Source organism: Vogesella mureinivorans (genome assembly GCF_007644035.1).
Lineage (GTDB): Bacteria > Pseudomonadota > Gammaproteobacteria > Burkholderiales > Chromobacteriaceae > Vogesella > Vogesella mureinivorans.
The window spans coordinates 111479-129104 of record NZ_VMTV02000346.1 but is presented as its reverse complement, the minus strand read 5'-3'; the positions used below and the strand labels follow the sequence as shown (position 1 = coordinate 129104).

The following is a 17626-nucleotide window of genomic DNA, read 5'->3' as shown; positions in this document are numbered from 1 at the left end:
CGGCCAACCTTGGCTGCAGCCCATGCCCGCCCCGCGGAGAACCCTATGTCTAGCTCTACCCTCACTGCGCCCATGCCGGCAGCGGGTGCCTTGTCGTCGCTGCAGCGCAGCCGGCAGCGCATGGCCTGGCTGCTGGTGCTGCCCTCGGTTCTGGTGCTGTTTGCCATTGCCGGGCTGCCGCTGGCGCGCACTTTCTTCATGAGCTTCACCGATGCCCAGCTGTCCGACCTGTCGGCGCGGCAGTTTGTCGGCCTGGCCAACTACCTGGGTGATACCGGCGTGCTGAACGACCCGCAATGGTGGGGCGCCGTGCGCAATACCCTGTGGTTCGCGCTGCTGTCGGTATCGCTGGAAACGCTGTTCGGCCTGGGCATCGCGCTGATGCTGAACCACCCGTCGCCGCTGAAGGCGCTGCTGCGCGCCGCCGTGCTGGTGCCGTGGGCCATTCCCACCGTGGTATCGGCCAAAATGTGGACCTGGATGCTGCACGACCAGTTTGGCGTGATCAACGCCATGCTGCTGTCGGCCGGCCTGATCGATGCCCCGCTGGCGTGGACGGCCGACCCCGACCTGGCCTTTGCCACCATCGTCATGGTGGACGTATGGAAAACCACGCCCTTCATGGCGCTGCTGATTCTGGCGGCGCTGCAGATGGTGCCGGGCGACTGCTACGAAGCGGCGCGCGTGGACGGCGTGCCGGCGTGGTCGGTGTTCCTCAATATCACCCTGCCGCTGATTACCCCGGCCGTGCTGGTGGCCATGATTTTCCGCACGCTGGACGCGCTGCGCGTGTTCGACCTGATCTACGTGATGACATCCAACAGCCGCAGCACCAAGAGCATGTCGGTGTACGTGCGCGAACAGCTGATCGACTTTCAGCTGGCCGGCTACGGCTCGGCCGCCGCCACGCTGCTGTTCCTGCTGATTGCGCTGATTACCCTGTGCTACATGGCGCTGGCGCGCCGCCGTATGGAGGGCCACTGACATGCTGCCTAAACGATTACACGCCGCCGACCTGGCGTATTACCTGCTGCTGCCGCTGGTGCTGGCGTTTTCGCTGTACCCGTTTGCCTACGCCATTGCCAGCTCGTTCAAGCAGGGCAGTGCGCTGTTTTCCAGCGATTTCTGGCCCAAGGTGTGGAGTGCGGCCAACTACGTGGCCGTGTTTGCCGAGCAGCCCTTTGGCCAGAACCTACTGAACTCGGTACTGGTGGCGGGCGGCGTGGTGCTGCTGTCGCTGACCGTGTCGCTGCTGGCGGCCTACGCGCTGGGCCGGGTGCAGTTTCGCGGCCGTGGCGTGCTGATGATGACCATCCTGGGCGTGTCCATGTTTCCGCAGGTGGCCATCCTGTCCGGCCTGTTCGAGCTGATTTCGTGGCTGGGCCTGTACGACAGCCTGTGGGCGCTGGTGTTGTCCGACCTGATCTTCACCCTGCCGTTTACCGTGTGGGTGCTGGTGACCTTCATGCGCGAGCTGCCGCGTGAGCTGGAAGAAGCGGCGCTGATGGACGGCGCCGGCGTGCTGACGGTGATCTTCCGCATCTTCCTGCCGCTGCTGTGGCCGGCGGTGGCGGCTACCTCGCTACTGGCTTTCATCGCGGCGTGGAACGAGTTCCTGTTTGCGCTCACCTTCACCTTGTCCGGCGAGCAGCGCACGGTGCCGGTGGCCATTGCGCTGATTAGCGGGGCCAGCAGCTACGAGCTGCCGTGGGGCAACATCATGGCCGCCTCGGTGATCGTGACCGTGCCGCTGATTGTGCTGGTGCTGATTTTCCAGCGCCAGATCGTATCGGGCCTGACAGCCGGCGCGGTAAAAGGCTGATGTTATTTTCGCCATAAAACACCTGTGCATGACCAGGAAAACCATACTGCCGGATCGCCGGCATGAAATAGGCCATCGCCAGCTATTCAGCGCATGATGCAAAGCGTCATGGCGCATCCGGTGTTATTTCGTGCTTGTCGTGATTTTCGTGGCTAAGGAATAAAAGAATGCAAAATAATCAACACTGGTGGCAAAACACCGTTATTTACCAGATTTACCCGCGCAGCTATCAGGATAGTAATGGCGACGGTATTGGCGATTTGCCGGGTATTACCCACCGCCTGCCGCATATTGCGCAATTGGGCGCCGAGGCAATCTGGATTTCGCCGTTTTTTACCTCGCCCATGGCCGATTTTGGTTACGACGTATCCGATTACTGCGACGTGGACCCGATGTTCGGCACGCTGGACGATTTTCGCACGCTAGTTGGCCGCGCGCATGAGCTGGGCCTGAAAGTACTGATCGACCTGGTGCTCAGCCATACCTCCGACCAGCACCCGTGGTTTGCCGAAAGCCGCGCCAGCCGCGACAACGCCCGCGCCGACTGGTACGTGTGGGCCGACCCGCGCGCCGACGGCACGCCGCCCAGCAACTGGCTCAGCATCTTTGGCGGCAGCGCCTGGCAGTGGGACGCCCGCCGCGGCCAGTATTACCTGCATAACTTTCTCACCAGCCAGCCGGACCTCAACTTTCACCAGCCGGCGGTACAAGACGCGGTACTGGATGTGGCGCGCTTCTGGCTGCAGCTGGGGGTGGATGGCTTCCGGCTGGATACCGTCAACTTCTACACCCACGACGCACAGCTGCGCGACAACCCGCCGCAGCCGGCCGGCAGCTACGCCGGCGGCGTGCCGCGCAGCAACCCGTACGCCTTCCAGCGCCACCTGTACGACAAGACGCAGCCGGAAAACCTGCACTTCATCCGCCGCCTGCGCCGCCTGTGCGACGAGTTTGGCGCCATCACCGTGGGCGAGATCGGCGACGACCTGCAGTACCAGACGCTGCGCGACTACACCGCCGGCAGCGAGCTGCTGCACATGGCCTATGTGTTTACGCTGCTAACCGATGAATGCCACCCGCGCTACCTGCACCGCGTGCTGCAGGAATACGTGGCCGAGGCCGGCGACGCCACCGTGTGCTGGGCGCTGTCCAACCACGACAACATCCGCGTGGTGAGCCGCTGGGCGGCGCTGGGCGGCAGCGAGGCGGCGCGCGCCCGCGTGTTTGCCATGCTGCTGCTGGCCTTGCCTGGCCCGGTGTGCGTGTACCAGGGCGAGGAGCTGGGCTGGCCGGAAGCCGAGATCCGCTACGAACAGCTGCAAGACCCGTACGCCAAGGTGCTGTGGCCCGAGTTCAAAGGCCGCGACGGCTGCCGCACGCCGATGGCGTGGGATAGCAGCGCCGACGGTGGCTTTGGCAGCCAGCAGCCGTGGCTGCCGCTGTGGCCAGCGCACCGTAGCGCCGCCGTAGCGCAGCAGGCGGCGCAGGCCGATAGCCCGCTGGCGTTCTGGCAGCAGCTGCTGGCCTGGCGCCGGGCGCAGCCCGCCTTGCACGGTGGCGATTTTGTGCTGGGCGAGGCCGACGACAGCCTGCTGCGCTTTAGCCGCAGCGGTCACGGCCAAGTGCTGCAGTGTGTCTTCAACCTGGGCGGCGATGCGGCCAACCTGCCATTACCGGCCGATGCCCGCGTGCTGCTGCACAGCGATGGCAGCCAGGCTGCCGGGCAGGTGATCGAACTGGCGCCGATGTCGGCTGCCTTCATCCAGCTGGCCGTGGAGGGCTGAGCATGAGCGAAATCCGTTTGCAGGGCATTCAAAAACGCTTTGGTGGCAACCCCATCCTGGCCGACATCAACCTCACCATTGCACCGGGCGAGTTCTGCGTGTTCATCGGGCCGTCCGGCTGCGGTAAATCCACCTTGCTGCGCCTGATTGCCGGCCTGGACGACGCCAGCGGCGGCGAGCTGCATATAGATGGCCGCTGCGTGAACGACGTGCCACCGGCACAGCGCGACGTGGCCATGGTGTTCCAGAGCTATGCGCTGTACCCGCACATGACGGTGTACGACAACATGGCTTTTGGCCTGCGCCACCTGAAGCTGGGCAAGGACGAGATCGAGCGCCGCGTGCGCAGCGCGGCCGAATCGCTGCACCTTACCGCGCTGCTGGACCGCAAGCCGGGCGCGCTGTCCGGCGGCCAACGCCAGCGCGTGGCCATTGGCCGCGCCATTGTGCGCCAGCCCAAGGTGTTTCTGTTTGACGAGCCGCTGTCCAACCTGGACGCCTCGCTGCGGGTGAAGACACGGGTGGAGATTGCCCGCCTGCACCGCCAGCTGGGCAGCGCCAGCATGGTGTACGTGACGCACGACCAGGTAGAAGCCATGACGCTGGCCGACAAGATCGTGCTGCTCAAGCCGCTGGCCGGGCAGGAAGGCGTGCCCAGCATCGCGCAGGTGGGCCACCCGCTGGACTTGTACCACCACCCGAAAAACCGTTTTGTGGCCAGCTTTATCGGCTCGCCAGGCATGAACTTTTTCCCGGCCGAGGTCAGCCAGGCCAGCAGCAGCGGCTTGCAGTGCCTGGCCGGCACGGCCACGCTGCAGGCGGCGGTGAACGCCAGCAGCCAGCAGGCTGGCGCGGTGGTGACGGTGGGCATTCGCCCCGAGCACGTGCAGGTAGGCGAGGGCAGCCTGCTGGGCCGCATTACCCACCTGGAGCACCTGGGCGAGCATAGCTATGCCTACCTGGAAACCGGCCTGTCGCCGGCGCCGCTGGTGGTAAAGCTGGCCGGTAGCAGCGCTGCCATCGGCGACAGCCTGCGCTTTGCGCTGCCCGCCGCCAGCCTGCATGTGTTTGACGCGGCAGACGAAGCCTTGCCCAGGTTGGCCGCTAGCCTGGCCGCGGCCTGAGCCGCCGGGTACGGCTTTGAATAAAGGCACCGCGGGGTGCCTTTATTTATCTGTGCTGTATTTCAATTATGAATGGCGTGTTTTATTTGTGAATAATGTTTTGTTGCGGGTAACCAATTTGTTTTAAAAAATGAGCGGGTTTGTTTTGTAATGTGTTGGCTACATGTTTGTGGGCGTTTTAAATAAGCCCTACCGGCAAGCGCTGGAAAATAAACACAAACGGAGACAAGCATGAATAAAAAACACATTGCCCTGCTGGTTGCCACTAGCCTGATGGCTGGCCACGCATTTGCCCTGGATGGCGATATCAGATTCACCGGCAAGGTAGAAGTCGGTATGGCATCCAAAAAAGAAAACGGTATCAGTAACCGTGCCGTAGAAGACGGCGGTTCCGAATTGAATGTGGTGGGCAGTGCCGATATCGGCAATGGCCTGAAAGCGCTGCTGCAGGTAAATACCGATATCAAGCTGGATAATAATAAAGGCACCGACCATTTTGCCAATGGCGATACCTTTGTCGGCTTGCAAGGCGAGTTTGGTACGGTAAAACTGGGCCGTGGCATTAATGCCTACGGTGATGGCTACTTCAAGGCTAATCTGTACGCCTACGACGTGGGCCCGGACCGTGGCGACATCATCAGCGGCGGTGGTAGCAGCCGTGGCGCTTTCAAATACGAGGCACCAAACCTGAATGGCCTGGCGCTGTCGTTCAGCTACTCGCCGGGTGAAGACAAAACCACCACCCAGCCGCGCGCGACCGACGCCTGGGCGGCCAGCGGCACTTACGAACAAGGCATGTTTGGTACCCGTTTGTCGTTTGGCCAGCAAAAAGTGGCTGCCGGCGGCACACTGAAAGACACGCTGCTGGCGCTGAAAGTGGTGCCGGTAGCCGGCCTGACGCTGGCCACGGAACTGAACAATTCCAAGAACGTGAAAGGCCCTACGCAGAAGAGCGTGGGGGTGTACGCCGAGTACAAGCCACAGCGCGTGGGCGTGCGTGCCGGCTATGTCAGCACGACTGACTTTGGCTATGTGAGCGGCGGCAAACACAAAGTGACCCTGCTGGGGGCCGACTACGATCTGTCCGGCAAGGACAGCCGCTTCCAGACCAGCTTGTTTGCCGAGTACAAATCGGACAAGAAGAACAACGGCAAGCGTGACAATTATCTGTTTGGCGGGGTGCACATCGGCTTCTGATGCGGCGGTGCAGGGCGGCGCAAGCTGCCTGTTCAAGATGAGGTCTTAGCCTGCCGCCCTGCGGCAGGTTTTTTTCATGCAGGAGACGCAATGACACAGCCCTTACCGGCCTTGCTCTGTTTTGGCGAGGTATTAACCGACATGATCATCCAGCCCGATGGCCGCTGGCTGTCGCGCCCGGGCGGCGCACCGTGGAATGTGGCGCGCATCCTGGCGGGCTGGGGGCTGCCGGCAGCGTTTGCCGGGGCCATCAGCCGCGATTGTTTTGGCGAGGCGCTGCTGGCAGCCAGTGCCGAGGCGGGGCTGGACCTGCGCTATATCCAGCCCGTGGACGCCTCGCCCTTGCTGGCCATGGTGTACAGCACGCAGCCGCCGCAGTATTTCTTTGTGGGCGATCACAGCGCCGACCTGCATTTTGATGCGGCCAACTTGCCGCCAGGTTGGCCGCAGGCAGCGCGCTGGGCGCTGTTTGGTGGTATCAGCCTGGCCCGCCCGCCGCTGGCGGGGCATTTGCTGGCGCAGGCGCGGCAGCTGAAGGCCGCCGGGGTACGCCTTGCCTACGACCCGAATTTTCGCGTGGCGATGGACGCCCGTTACGACGCTATGCTGCGCCAGATGGTGGCGCTGGCCGACGTGGTAAAGGTGTCGGACGAAGACCTGGCCGGGCTGTTTCGCCACCACGACCAGGCCGCCGCGCTGGCCACGCTGCAGCAGTGGAACCCGCAGGCACTCATCCTGTACACCTGCGGTGCAGCCGGGGCGCAGCTGTGGGCGGGCACCCAGCGTTTGCAGCTGGCACCGCCGCCGGTAGCGGTGGTGGATACGGTTGGCGCGGGCGACGCCAGTATGGCCGGCTTGCTGGCTAGCCTGTGGCAGGCGCCACAGGCCGCGCTGGCGCAGCATCTGGCGGCGGCGGTAGCCAGTGGTAGCGCGGCCTGTGGGGTGGCCGGGGCGGCCGTGCCGTTACGCAGCGCGGTGGATGCGCTATGCCAGCGTTTGTTGCCGCAGGTGGCTGTCATGGCTTGAGGTGGTGTGCAATATGCGGTGCTAGGTGCCCGATGGGCGCGCACTGTCTGCGCCGAAAAGCACAAGGCCGCCCGTGGGCGGCCTTGTGCCTGGCTGTCAGCGTAAGCTTAGTCCAGCTGCGAGGTGCAGCACGGGCAGCGCGTGGCTTTTACCGGAATACTGGACAAGCAGTAGCGGCATTCCTTGGTAGCGGGCTCGGCGGCGATTTCTTCCACTTTTTCTTCGCGCTTCAGGCGGTTGATCACTTTTACCAGCATGAAAATGGCGAAGGCTACGATGGTGAAGCTGACCAGCGCGTTGATGAACAGGCCGATGTTCATGGTGACCGCGCCGGCGTCCTTGGCAGCGGCGACCGATGCGTACGGTGCGGCGGCTTTGGCGCCTTCTTTCAGCACGATGAACAGGTTGGCAAAATCCACATTGCCGATCAGCAGGCCGATGGGCGGCATGATCACATCGTCCACCAGCGATTTGACGATGGCGCCGAAGGCACCGCCGATGACCACACCCACCGCCAGGTCGATCACGTTGCCGCGCATGGTAAATTCGCGGAATTCTTTCAGTACGGACATGTGTGCCCCCCTTGTGATTTTGTAATGAAGATTAACAAGCCAGATAAGTATCGAACGAAAATCAGAAAAATTGAAGCTTGTTGCGTGATTTGATTACCTGCCACGCAAATGAAGCCTTAACTGTTTAGGTTTAACTTATTAAACTCGATATATCACAGTATGAAAGCACACAACCCCAGCCAAGCCGGGGTTGTGTGCTTTTGCAGAAACCGCTGTGTGATCAGGCCGACAGTGCGTCACGTACGCCGAACACGTACAGCGCCAGGCAGGTAATCAGGCCTGCCATGGCCAGGTAGTACAGCGTAGGCAGGATGGTGCGGCGCAGGGTGGCACCTTCACGACCCAGCAAACCGACTGTGGCCGAGGCGGCAACCACGTTGTGAATGGCGATCATATTGCCCGCCGCCGCACCCACGGCCTGCACGGCAACGATCATGGAGCTGGTAATGGCCAGGTTCTCGGCTACGCCAAACTGGAACTGCGCCAGCATCATGTTGCTGACAGTATTGGAGCCGGCAATGAAGGCCCCCATGGCACCCACGGTAGGGGCAAAGAAAGCGTAAGAGGCGCCAAAGGTGTCGGCGACATACTGCGCCATGGCAATCGGCATCGACTTCAGGCCGGACAGGTTCACGCCGGAGTTGATCATGATGCGGACCATCGGCACGGTGAACATCAGCACGAAGCCGGCGCCAAACAGTACCTTGCCCGATTCACCAATGGCCGCGCGCATTTCCGACCACTTCATGCGGTGCAGGAAGAAGGTGGCAATCACCACGATCGCCAGAATGCCGCCCGGCAGGTACAGCGGGTCGATGACGGCAGTAATGCCTTTTTCACCCAGCAGGTCGCCACTCTTGTAGGCCACTGCCTTGAGCGCATTTTTAACGGTATCGTTGGTGCGGCTGAGGATCAGCAGGGCGGCTACCAGCAGGTAGGGTACCCAGGCGCGGCTAACCGACAGCGGGGTCTTGTTGCCGATGCTTTCCAGCTTGATTTCCACCGAGCCCAGCCACTCTTCCGGCCATTCCTTGGCCGGTGCAAAATCCCAAGTCTGCTTGGGCATCAGGAAGCCGGCTTTGGCCGCGCTCACCACAATCACCAGGCCTACCAGGCTACCGATAATGGACGGGAACTCCGGGCCCAGCAGCATGCCGGTAAGGGCGTAAGGCACGGTAAAGGCCAGGCCTGCCAGAATGGCAAACGGCGCTACCGCCAGGCCTTCTTTCCACGAGCGGTTGCGGCCGAAAAAGCGGGTAAGCATCATTACCATGAACAGCGGCATCAGCGTGCCGATGATGGCGTGGGTGATCGCAACCTGGCTGGTGATTTGCGCCAGGTAAGCCTGCCAGCTGCTGCCATTGGCTTGCAGCTGTGCGCCGATGCTGGCGGTGTCCAGGCCGGTGTTCAAGCCAACCAGAATGGGCGTGCCCACCGCGCCGAACGATACCGGTGTGGATTGCACCATCATGCCCAGCAGCACAGCAGCCAGCGCCGGGAAGCCCATGGCCACCAGCAGCGGGGCGGCAATGGCGGCTGGCGTGCCAAAGCCGGAGGCGCCTTCGATAAAGCAGCCAAACAGCCAGGCAATGATCAGCGCCTGGATGCGACGGTCCGGGGTGATGTTGGCAAAGCCTTCACGGATAGCCAGGATGCCGCCAGAGTGCTTTAGCGTGTTCAGCAGCAGGATGGCGCCAAAGATGATCCACAGCACCGACAGGGTAATCAGCCCGCCTTGCAGGGTGGAGGCCACGACGCGGTTGAGGCTCATTTCCCAGCCCAGCACGGCAATCAGGGCGGTGGCGATAAAGACGACAGGCATGGCCCGCTTGGCCGGCCAGTTCAGCCCTACCAGCAGGATGGCCGAGAGCAAGATAGGCATAAATGCCAGTAAAGCCTGCATTCCCAAACTCATGTTCAGATACTCCGGGGTTGTGTTGTTGTGCCATCAGTACGTGATGGTCCTTATGTGCCCGGATTCTAAAAACAGCTTTCTGGCTTGTCAGTTGGGGCTGCCCCTTGCGGGAAAACCCTTGCGGGGTAACCCTTGTAGCGATTTTTCGGGTGTGTGTGGCGGGGTTTGCAGCGCCGAAGCAGGGTGGGTGACGGCCGTGCTGGCCAGCCTTGGGGGCGGGGTGAAGGTTGGCCGCTGCGTGCGGCCAACCATGGCTTACAGTGTGAGTGCGTGGGCGCTCAGGCCGTGTTCGTCCAGGCGCAGGTAGCCGCCACGGCCGGCGTACCAGTCGGCAATCACCCAGCGCTGGCGGGTTTCGCCGTCTAGCTGCTGTGTATGGCAGGCCGGGCGGTGGGTGTGGCCGTGGATTAGCGTGGCGCCGGGGTAGGCGGCCAGTAGCGCATCAATGGCGGCCGGGGTGACATCGCCCATCTCGTTCAGGCCTTCGTCCTGTTTCTTGGCCTGGCTCATGCCACGTATCTGCTGCGCGATGGCGTGGCGTTCGGCCAGCGGTTTTTGCAGGAAGGCTGCCTGCCAGGCTGGCTGGCGTACCATGGCACGAAACTGCTGGTAGGCCGCGTCGTCGGTGCACTGGCCGTCGCCGTGTACCAGCACATAGGGTTGGCCGCAGGCTTGCAGCAGGTGGGGTTCGTCCAGCAGGGTGGCGCCGCTGGCAGCGGCAAAGCCGGGGCCTAGCAGGAAATCTCGGTTGCCGCGCATCACGTACAGCGGCGTGCTGGCGCTGAATGCCTGCATGGCGGCCAGCATGTTGTGTACAAAGGGGTCGGTGTCGTCGTCGCCTACCCAGTACTCGAACAGGTCGCCCAGAATGTACAGGGCGTCGATCTGCCCGCGCCAGCTGGCGAGCGTGCGGGTAAACAGCTGCCCCAGCCAGGGCTCGCCCGGGTGCAGGTGCAGGTCGGATATGAAGTGTATGGCCATGTGTCAATAATGAAAAAGGCCGCACGAGGCGGCCTGTGCAGGGCGGCTTAGCCCTGGATGATTTCTGCTTTTTCGATGATGACTGCGTCGGACGGTACGTCCTGATGGCCACCTTTGCGGCCGGTGGCCACGGTCTTGATGCGGTCTACCACGTCCTGGCCCTGTACGACCTGGCCAAATACGCAGTAACCCCAGCCTTGCATGGTTTCGCTACGGAAATCCAGGAAGTCGTTATCGGATACGTTGATGAAGAACTGGGCGCTGGCCGAGTGCGGGTCCGGCGTGCGGGCCATGGCAATGGTGTAGGTCTTGTTGGACAGACCGTTGTTGGCTTCGTTTTCGATGGTGTCGCGGGTGTCTTTTTGCTGCATGTCGGCAGTAAAGCCACCGCCCTGGATCATGAAGCCATTGATGACACGGTGAAAAATGGTGCCGTCGTAGTGGCCGTCGATTACGTATTGTTCGAAGTTGGCCGCGGTTTTGGGGGCTTTGTCGGCAAACAGTTCCAGTACGATGTCACCGTGGTTGGTGGTCAGCTTGATCATGTTGTTTATCCTTGCTATCAGGGTTTATAGGTGGCTTTGGTGATAACGACCGGCTCGATAGGCACATCCTGCATGCCGCCTATCATCGCGGTGCGGGCTTTGGAAATGCGGTTTACCACATCCATGCCCGCCGTTACCTTGCCAAATACGGCATAACCCCAGCCTTGCGGGGTTTTGCTGCGGTAATCCAGGAACTCGTTGTTCACCAGGTTGATGAAAAACTGCGAAGTGGCAGAATTCGGGTCATTGGTACGCGCCATGGCAATGCTGCCGATCACGTTTTTCAGGCCGTTGTCAGCCTCGTTGGCGATAGGGCTGCGCGTGGGCTTCTGGGCCAGTTCGCCGTCCTTGATGGCAAAGCCGCCACCCTGGATCATGAAGCCGTCGATAATGCGGTGGAAGACGGTACCGTTATAGTGGCCGGCTTTGACGTAGGCGACAAAGTTGTCTACCGATTTGGGCGCACGCGCGGCGTCCAGCTCGATGGTAATCAGGCCTTTGTTGGTAGCCAGTTCCACGGTAGGGGCAGCCAGTGCCGACAGCGGCAGTAGCATCAGCAGGGAGCACAGCAGTTTTTTCATGGTGAACTAAAGTCCTAAAATGCGGGCGGTTGGCAGTTTATCACGCCGGCCAGCATGCGGTAGATTGCGCAAGGTCAGGGCAGCTTTCTAAATTAAAAGTGTAAGCTGGCTCAAGATTTTTATTTGATGTCCGATAAGCCGATGTGGCTATAAAATGATATGCATACTCGGCGGAGCGAAATAATGAAGAATATCACCCGAATGATTCCCGGCTTGCTGGCCATGACCGTGCTGTCGGCCTGCGCCTCCACGCCTGCGGCCAACACTGCGGGTGAGGGCTGGTCTGTGGTGGCGGTAGCCCCGGCCGTGGCCGGTAGCCAAGAGCAGCCCGGTATTTCGCGCCAGCCGGTGATGTCGCCTGGTGGTGTGATGATGGGCGGTGCCTACGTCGGCCCGCTGGCCGACCCGCCAGCCGAGCACAAGCAGGAATCGTTCAATGCCCTGCGTGTTCGTGTTGTGGGCTACGGTGCGCCGCCTACCAGCAAAGAGCTGTCGCCGGTACAGCGCCGCCTGCTGGCCATGCGCGCCTCGCAGCTGGATGCTTACCGTGCCGTGGCCGAACAGGTGCAGGGCTTCAAGCTGTCCGGTAGCAGCTCGGTGGGTAACCTGGTAACCGTCAACGATACCTTCCGCGTATACGTGGATGCCTATCTGCGCGGCGTGCGCTTGCTGTCTACCGAGTTCAAGGCAGACGGCAGCAGCGAAACCATTGCCGAAGTGGTACTGGATGAAGGCTTCTTCAAGGCGTATCGTACAGCCTTGGTCGGTGCGGGCAATGTTGCCGCTGCGGCGCGGGTATTGCCTGCGGCGGATGGCAGCAAGATGGGCTGCACTGACAGTGGTTGTGTATACGGCGGGGACTTCTACGTTTCGCACTAGGACATGATGCGACTATCCATACTGCTACGCTCCGCCTGCTGGGCGGCGTTTGTTTTCGCGCTGCCTGGCGCGCGGGCCGAGGTGTATCAGGCCGAGGGCGTGGCGTCGCTAGAGGCCGGCCGTGTGGCCGCGCGCGAGGCGGCCATTGGCGACGCTTTGCGCCAGATTGCCATTACCCACCGTGGCGGCATGCTGGCGTCCAGCCAGGTGGTGGACGGGCTGCAAACGGCAGAAAGCATGATGCTGGGGCCGTTGAGCTTGCCCGGTAAAACACGCGTGCTGTCCGAAACCCTGCGCGATGGCCTGCTGGTGGTGCGGGTAGAGCACGATACCGATGCGGCCGACGGCGAACAAAAAGCCGATAGCTGCCAGCGCGCTGCCATGCCGCCCGGGCGCTTTCTGGCCCGCCGTATCGTTACCAGCTATTTCCAGCTGGAGCGGCCGGCCGATGCCGGCGACCTGGGCAGTATTGCCACCTGGTTTCCGGGGGAGCTGGTGCGCCTGTTCAACCTGCGCCGCGAAACCCAGGCGCTGTACGCTGGCACCATGTCGGTTTTTCCTGGCGGGCGCATGCTGGAAGCGAGCGCCGCGGCTGATACCGTGCGCGAGATAGGCCGCCGCGAGGGCGCACAGTTTGTGCTGGCCGGGCGCATTATCGATACCGCTGTCACCCGCCGCGAGCCACGTGTGGATGTGTTTGGCAGTGGTACACCAAGCGGGCAGGGCACGTATTACACCGGGCCGCTGGCCGGCCTGCTGGGGTTGTCAGTGCGCAACGTGCCGGTGGAGCGCCGTTTTGAAGTTGAATACTGGCTGTACGACACCCTGAGCGGCGGTATCTTGCTGCGCGATAACCTGCGCCGCGTGGCCCGTGGCGATGTGCACCCGCAATCCAGCCGTGTTTTTAACGTGGACGCCATGGTGGAGTCGGAGTACGGGCAGGCCATGGGTCAGGTGCTGGAAGAGGTCGCGGCCAAGGTATCCAGTGCCGTGCAGTGCCTGCCCTTTGCTACCCGTGTTGCCAGGGTAGAGGGGGACCAGGTTTACCTGTCTGCCGGGGCGCTGGATGGCCTGGCCGTGCGCGACCGCCTGGTGGTGTACAAGCCGCGCCCGGCTACCGAGATCCGCCGTACCGACGGCGAGGTGCTGGGGGTGCCCGAGCTGCAGCTGGGCGATGTGGAAATCGAACAGGTGCAGCCACGTTTTGCCGTGGCCCGTTTGCGTAACGGAAAACTGAAAGTGGACGCAGGCGACTGGGTAAGGTTCCCTGTTTTACCTAAATAATACTGAAATGCGAAATGGTGTTGATAACGGTTCTCTTCACTGTTTATACTCGGCCCCCATGTTGATACACCTTGCCCTGGCCGGGCAATGCACAAGGAGTGGGTCATGAAGAAACAAGTAATGTTGGCTGCGGTACTGGCAGCGTTCAGTGGCGTGGCGATGGCAGAAGAAGTGACGCTGTACACCGCGCGTGCCGAGCAGTTGATCAAGCCGATTCTGGAAGCTTACGAAAAAGAAACCGGCGTGAAGGTCAATGTAGTCAGCGGTGGCGAAGGCCCGCTGATGGAGCGCCTGAAAGCCGAAGGCACCAATACCCCTGCCGATATCTTCATGACTGTAGACGCAGGCAACCTGTGGCAAGCCAGCAATATGGGCCTGTTCCAGCCGGTAAAATCCACCGCACTGGCGGCCAACATTCCGGCCAACCTGCGTGACCCGGCAGGTAACTGGTTTGGCCTGTCTGTACGTGCCCGCACCATTTTCTTCAACAAGAAAACCGTGAAGCCGGAGCAGCTGTCCAGCTACGAAGACCTGGCCGACGCCAAATGGAAAGGCCGCCTGTGCCTGCGTACTTCCAAGAAGGTCTATAACCAGTCGCTGGTGGGCACCATGATCGCCGACAAGGGCGTGGCCGCTACCGAGAAAGTGGTAAAAGGCTGGGTGGATAACCTGGCGGCGCCCGTGTTCCCGGACGATACCAAAATGCTGGAAGCCATCGACGCTGGCCAATGCGATGTGGGCATTGCCAATACCTACTACTACGGCCGTTTGCTGAAAAAGAGCCCGAACCTGCAAGTAGGCATCTTCTGGGCTAACCAGAAACAGAACGGCGTCCACGTAAACGTATCCGGCGCTGGTGTCACCAAGCACGCCAAAAACCCGAAAGGCGCAGTGAAGCTGCTGGAATGGCTGTCGTCGGAAAAAGCGCAGAAGCTGTACGCCGACATCGATATGGAATATGCGGCCAACCCGAAAGTGAAAGCCAATGCGGCTGTAGCGTCGTGGGGTAGCTTCAAGTCTGACCTGATCAACGTATCCGAAGCGGGTGCCAAGCAGGCAGAAGCAGTAAAACTGATGGACCGCATGGGCTACAAGTAAGCCGGCAAGCCACCGCTGGTGGTTGATAAGCGGGGGCGCTGCGGCGCCCCTGTTTTGTTGCTGCCGCTTTTTTCCTCTGCGCTGTCTTTCCTAAATTGCATGGCTGCAACGATAATGCCCCTTTTTCTTGCCCCTTTATTGCCATGAGCCGCCTGCACACGCTTGTGATTCCCTGGCTGCTGGCCTGCCTGATTGCCCTGTGCACCATTGTGCCGCTGGGCGTGGTGATGCTGTCGGCACTCACCCCCGACCCTGCCATCTGGTCACACCTGATCGAGTTCACCCTGCCCGAGCTGTTCAAGAACACCGCCATCATGCTGCTGGGCGTGGGGGCCGGGGTGCTGCTGCTGGGTGTCAGCCTGGCCTGGCTGGTGGCGGTATACGACTTTCCTGGCCGCCGTATCTTCAACTGGGCGCTGATGCTGCCGCTGGCCATGCCGGCTTATGTGCTGGCCTTTGCCCAGGTAGGCCTGCTGGAATTTACCGGGCCGGTGCAAACCTGGCTGCGGCCGCATTTCGAGGATATGCGCTGGTTTCCGCAAATCCGTAGCGCCTGGGGGCTGGTGCTGGTGATGACGCTGGCGTTTTACCCCTATGTTTACCTGCTCAGCCGCAATGCTTTTGCCACCATGGGCCGGCGTGCACTCGAAGTAGGGCAGAGCCTGGGGTTGTCGCGCAGCCAGGGTTTCTGGCGCATCGCCCTGCCTATGGCGCGGCCGTGGATTGCCGGCGGGCTGATTCTGGTGATCATGGAAAGCCTGGCCGACTTTGGCACCGTAGCGGTGTTTAACTACGACACCTTTACCAGCGCTATCTACAAGGCCTGGTTTGCGCTGTTTTCGCTGGATACCGCCAAGCAGATTGCGTCGCTGCTGGTCATTCTGGTGTTCATCGTACTGGTGCTAGAGCAGCGCAGCCGTGGCCGCCGTGCCTATGCCCAGGCCGGCCGTGCCGCACCGCAGCCGCGTTTGCTGCTGGCCGGCTGGCGTGGCTGGGCGGCGACGTTGGCCGCAGGCAGCGTGGTGCTGGTGGCGTTCGTCATTCCCATGCTGCAGCTGGCGTACTGGGCGTCGCTGGATTTTGCCAACCAGTTCAGCAGCGATTTTCTGGGCTACGCTTGGCGTTCGGTCAGCCTGTCGCTGATTGCCGCCATGCTGGTGACCGCTATTGCCCTGGTGCTGGCCTACCTGGTGCGCCGCCAGGGTAGCCAGGCCATGCGCAACCTGGCGCGGGTGGCCACCATGGGCTATGCCATCCCCGGTACGGTGCTGGCGGTGGGCGTGTTTGTGCCGGTGGCGTGGCTGGATAACCAGATCATTGCCCTGATGGGCTGGGGCGGCGACGTAACGGCGGTGTTCAAAGGCACCTTGCTGGCCATGTTGCTGGCCTTTGTGGCGCGTTTTCTGGCCGTGGCGTACTCGTCGGTAGACACGGCGATGAACCGCATTACCCGCAGCCACGATGAAGCCGCGCGTAACCTGGGCTGCTCGGGCTGGGCGCTGCTGCGCCGCGTGTATCTGCCGCTGCTGTCCGGCGGCCTGTTTACCGGCGTGCTGATGGTGTTTGTCGATGTGATGAAAGAAATGCCCATCACCCTGATGACCCGGCCCTTCGGCTGGGACACGCTGTCGGTACGCGTTTACAACATGACAGCCGAAGGCATGTGGGACCAGGCAGCGCTGCCGGCCATTGCCATCGTGCTGGTGGGGCTGATTCCCACCATATTGCTGTCGCGCCAACGGGATGTTGCCTGATGAGTGCCTTGCTTGAACTACAGTCGGTGTCGCAACGCTACGGCGACAAAACCGTTGTCAATGACATGTCGTTTGCCCTGCAGCAGGGCGAGATAGCCTGCCTGCTGGGCAGCTCCGGCTGCGGCAAGACCACGGTGCTGCGCTGCATTGCCGGCTTTGAGCCGCTGGCCGGCGGCGAGATCCACCTGGCGGGCCGCCGCCTGGCCAGCGTGGCCGACAGCGTGCCGGCGCACCTGCGCCAGATCGGCATGGTGTTTCAGGATTACGCCTTGTTCCCGCACCTGAATGTGCAGGAAAACGTGGGCTTTGGCCTGGGCAAGCTCTCGCGCAGCGAGCGCGAGGCCCGCGTGATGGCGGTGCTGGAGGTGGTGGGCTTGCAGGCGTATGCCCAAGCGTTTCCGCACGAGCTGTCCGGCGGCCAGCAGCAGCGCGTGGCGCTGGCGCGTGCCCTAGCGCCCAAGCCGCAGCTGCTGCTGCTGGACGAGCCGTTTTCCAACCTGGATGTCGACCTGCGCGAAAGGCTGTCGCGCGAGGTGCGCGACATTCTGAAATCGCAAGGCACCACGGCCATTCTGGTCACGCACGACCAGCACGAAGCCTTTGCCATGGCCGACAAGGTAGGCGTGATGCACCAGGGTCAGCTGCAGCAGTGGGCGCCGCCATACGAGCTGTACCACGAGCCGGCCAGCCGTTATGTGGCCGACTTTATCGGCCAGGGCGCGTTTGTGCCGGGGCGGGTCACCGGCCCGCGCTGCGTCACGCTGGAGCTGGGCGAATACTGCAGCGCCGTGCCGCGCCAGTTTGCCGAGGGCGACCAGGTAGACGTGCTGCTGCGCCCCGATGACGTGGTGCACGACGATGCCAGCCTGGTTACCGCCAAGGTGCTGGGCAAGGTGTTCCGTGGCTCCGAGTTCCTGTACACGCTGCAGCTGGATTCCGGCCAGCAGGTACTGGCGCAGGTGCCCAGCCACCACAACCACGCCATTGGCGAGGCCATCGGCATCCGGCTGGAGCTGGACCACCTGATCGCGTTCCGCCGCGCCTGAGTGCGGTGGTAAAACAAA

General features: G+C 62.1%; 16 protein-coding genes. 11 read left to right on the top strand and 5 right to left on the bottom strand.

The genetic code is table 11. The annotated features are described in order from the left end of the window. Window positions 1–45 precede the first annotated feature (45 nt). The 6 genes from FLQ44_RS10815 to FLQ44_RS10790 all read left to right on the top strand — a co-directional run bounded on the left by FLQ44_RS10815 (window position 46) and on the right by FLQ44_RS10790 (window position 6953). Window positions 46–984 carry a carbohydrate ABC transporter permease gene (locus FLQ44_RS10815; RefSeq protein WP_147694401.1) on the top strand — a complete coding sequence of 313 codons (939 nt, stop codon included), beginning with the start codon at window positions 46–48 and terminating at the stop codon, window positions 982–984. Window position 985: 1 nt separating this feature from the next. Beyond that, window positions 986–1822, top strand: a complete 837-nt coding sequence (locus FLQ44_RS10810) for a carbohydrate ABC transporter permease (RefSeq protein WP_147694400.1) — start codon at window positions 986–988, stop codon at window positions 1820–1822. Window positions 1823–1989: 167 nt separating this feature from the next. Beyond that, complete coding sequence (locus FLQ44_RS10805) at window positions 1990–3606, top strand: alpha-amylase family glycosyl hydrolase (RefSeq protein ID WP_147694399.1); 1617 nt, start codon at window positions 1990–1992, stop codon at window positions 3604–3606. 2 nt (window positions 3607–3608) lie between these two features. Next, complete coding sequence (locus FLQ44_RS10800) at window positions 3609–4730, top strand: ABC transporter ATP-binding protein (protein ID WP_147694398.1); 1122 nt, start codon at window positions 3609–3611, stop codon at window positions 4728–4730. A 231-nt stretch (window positions 4731–4961) separates the two neighbouring features. Further along, window positions 4962–5927 carry a porin gene (locus FLQ44_RS10795; protein ID WP_147694397.1) on the top strand — a complete coding sequence of 322 codons (966 nt, stop codon included), beginning with the start codon at window positions 4962–4964 and terminating at the stop codon, window positions 5925–5927. A 90-nt stretch (window positions 5928–6017) separates the two neighbouring features. Further along, window positions 6018–6953, top strand: a complete 936-nt coding sequence (locus FLQ44_RS10790) for a carbohydrate kinase family protein (RefSeq protein ID WP_147694396.1) — start codon at window positions 6018–6020, stop codon at window positions 6951–6953. 107 nt (window positions 6954–7060) lie between these two features. Here FLQ44_RS10790 and mscL read toward each other — a convergent pair whose 3' ends face one another. The 5 genes from mscL to FLQ44_RS10765 all read right to left on the bottom strand — a co-directional run bounded on the left by mscL (window position 7061) and on the right by FLQ44_RS10765 (window position 11547). Next, window positions 7061–7525, bottom strand: coding sequence for a large-conductance mechanosensitive channel protein MscL (mscL, locus tag FLQ44_RS10785; protein WP_147694395.1), 465 nt, complete (start codon window positions 7523–7525; stop codon window positions 7061–7063). Between the two features lie 220 nt (window positions 7526–7745). Then, window positions 7746–9428: an L-lactate permease gene (locus FLQ44_RS10780; protein ID WP_276607846.1), complete on the bottom strand. Its 1683-nt coding sequence runs from the start codon at window positions 9426–9428 to the stop codon at window positions 7746–7748. A gap of 267 nt (window positions 9429–9695) precedes the next feature. Then, the gene (locus FLQ44_RS10775) at window positions 9696–10421 is read right to left on the bottom strand and encodes a UDP-2,3-diacylglucosamine diphosphatase (protein WP_147694393.1); all 726 of its coding nucleotides are present in this window, start codon (window positions 10419–10421) and stop codon (window positions 9696–9698) included. Window positions 10422–10468: 47 nt separating this feature from the next. Continuing rightward, window positions 10469–10966, bottom strand: coding sequence for a peptidylprolyl isomerase (locus FLQ44_RS10770; RefSeq protein ID WP_147694392.1), 498 nt, complete (start codon window positions 10964–10966; stop codon window positions 10469–10471). 17 nt (window positions 10967–10983) lie between these two features. Further along, complete coding sequence (locus tag FLQ44_RS10765; RefSeq protein ID WP_147694391.1) at window positions 10984–11547, bottom strand: peptidylprolyl isomerase; 564 nt, start codon at window positions 11545–11547, stop codon at window positions 10984–10986. Between the two features lie 183 nt (window positions 11548–11730). Between FLQ44_RS10765 and FLQ44_RS10760 the strand changes: the two genes are divergently transcribed. From FLQ44_RS10760 to FLQ44_RS10740, 5 genes are all read left to right on the top strand, one after another. Next, on the top strand, window positions 11731–12426 hold the full coding sequence (locus tag FLQ44_RS10760; protein ID WP_170252944.1) for an LPP20 family lipoprotein: 696 nt from the start codon (window positions 11731–11733) through the stop codon (window positions 12424–12426). Window positions 12427–12429: 3 nt separating this feature from the next. Beyond that, window positions 12430–13710: a flagella assembly protein FlgT middle domain-containing protein gene (locus FLQ44_RS10755; RefSeq protein WP_147694389.1), complete on the top strand. Its 1281-nt coding sequence runs from the start codon at window positions 12430–12432 to the stop codon at window positions 13708–13710. A 105-nt stretch (window positions 13711–13815) separates the two neighbouring features. Next, a complete protein-coding gene (locus tag FLQ44_RS10750) occupies window positions 13816–14808 on the top strand; it encodes an extracellular solute-binding protein (RefSeq protein WP_147694388.1) in 993 nt (330 codons plus the stop codon). 143 nt (window positions 14809–14951) lie between these two features. Next, the gene (locus FLQ44_RS10745) at window positions 14952–16562 is read left to right on the top strand and encodes an ABC transporter permease (RefSeq protein ID WP_147694387.1); all 1611 of its coding nucleotides are present in this window, start codon (window positions 14952–14954) and stop codon (window positions 16560–16562) included. Next, complete coding sequence (locus tag FLQ44_RS10740; RefSeq protein WP_147694386.1) at window positions 16562–17608, top strand: ABC transporter ATP-binding protein; 1047 nt, start codon at window positions 16562–16564, stop codon at window positions 17606–17608. Before FLQ44_RS10745 ends, FLQ44_RS10740 begins: the two co-directional genes overlap by 1 nt. The last annotated feature ends 18 nt before the right edge of the window (window positions 17609–17626 follow it).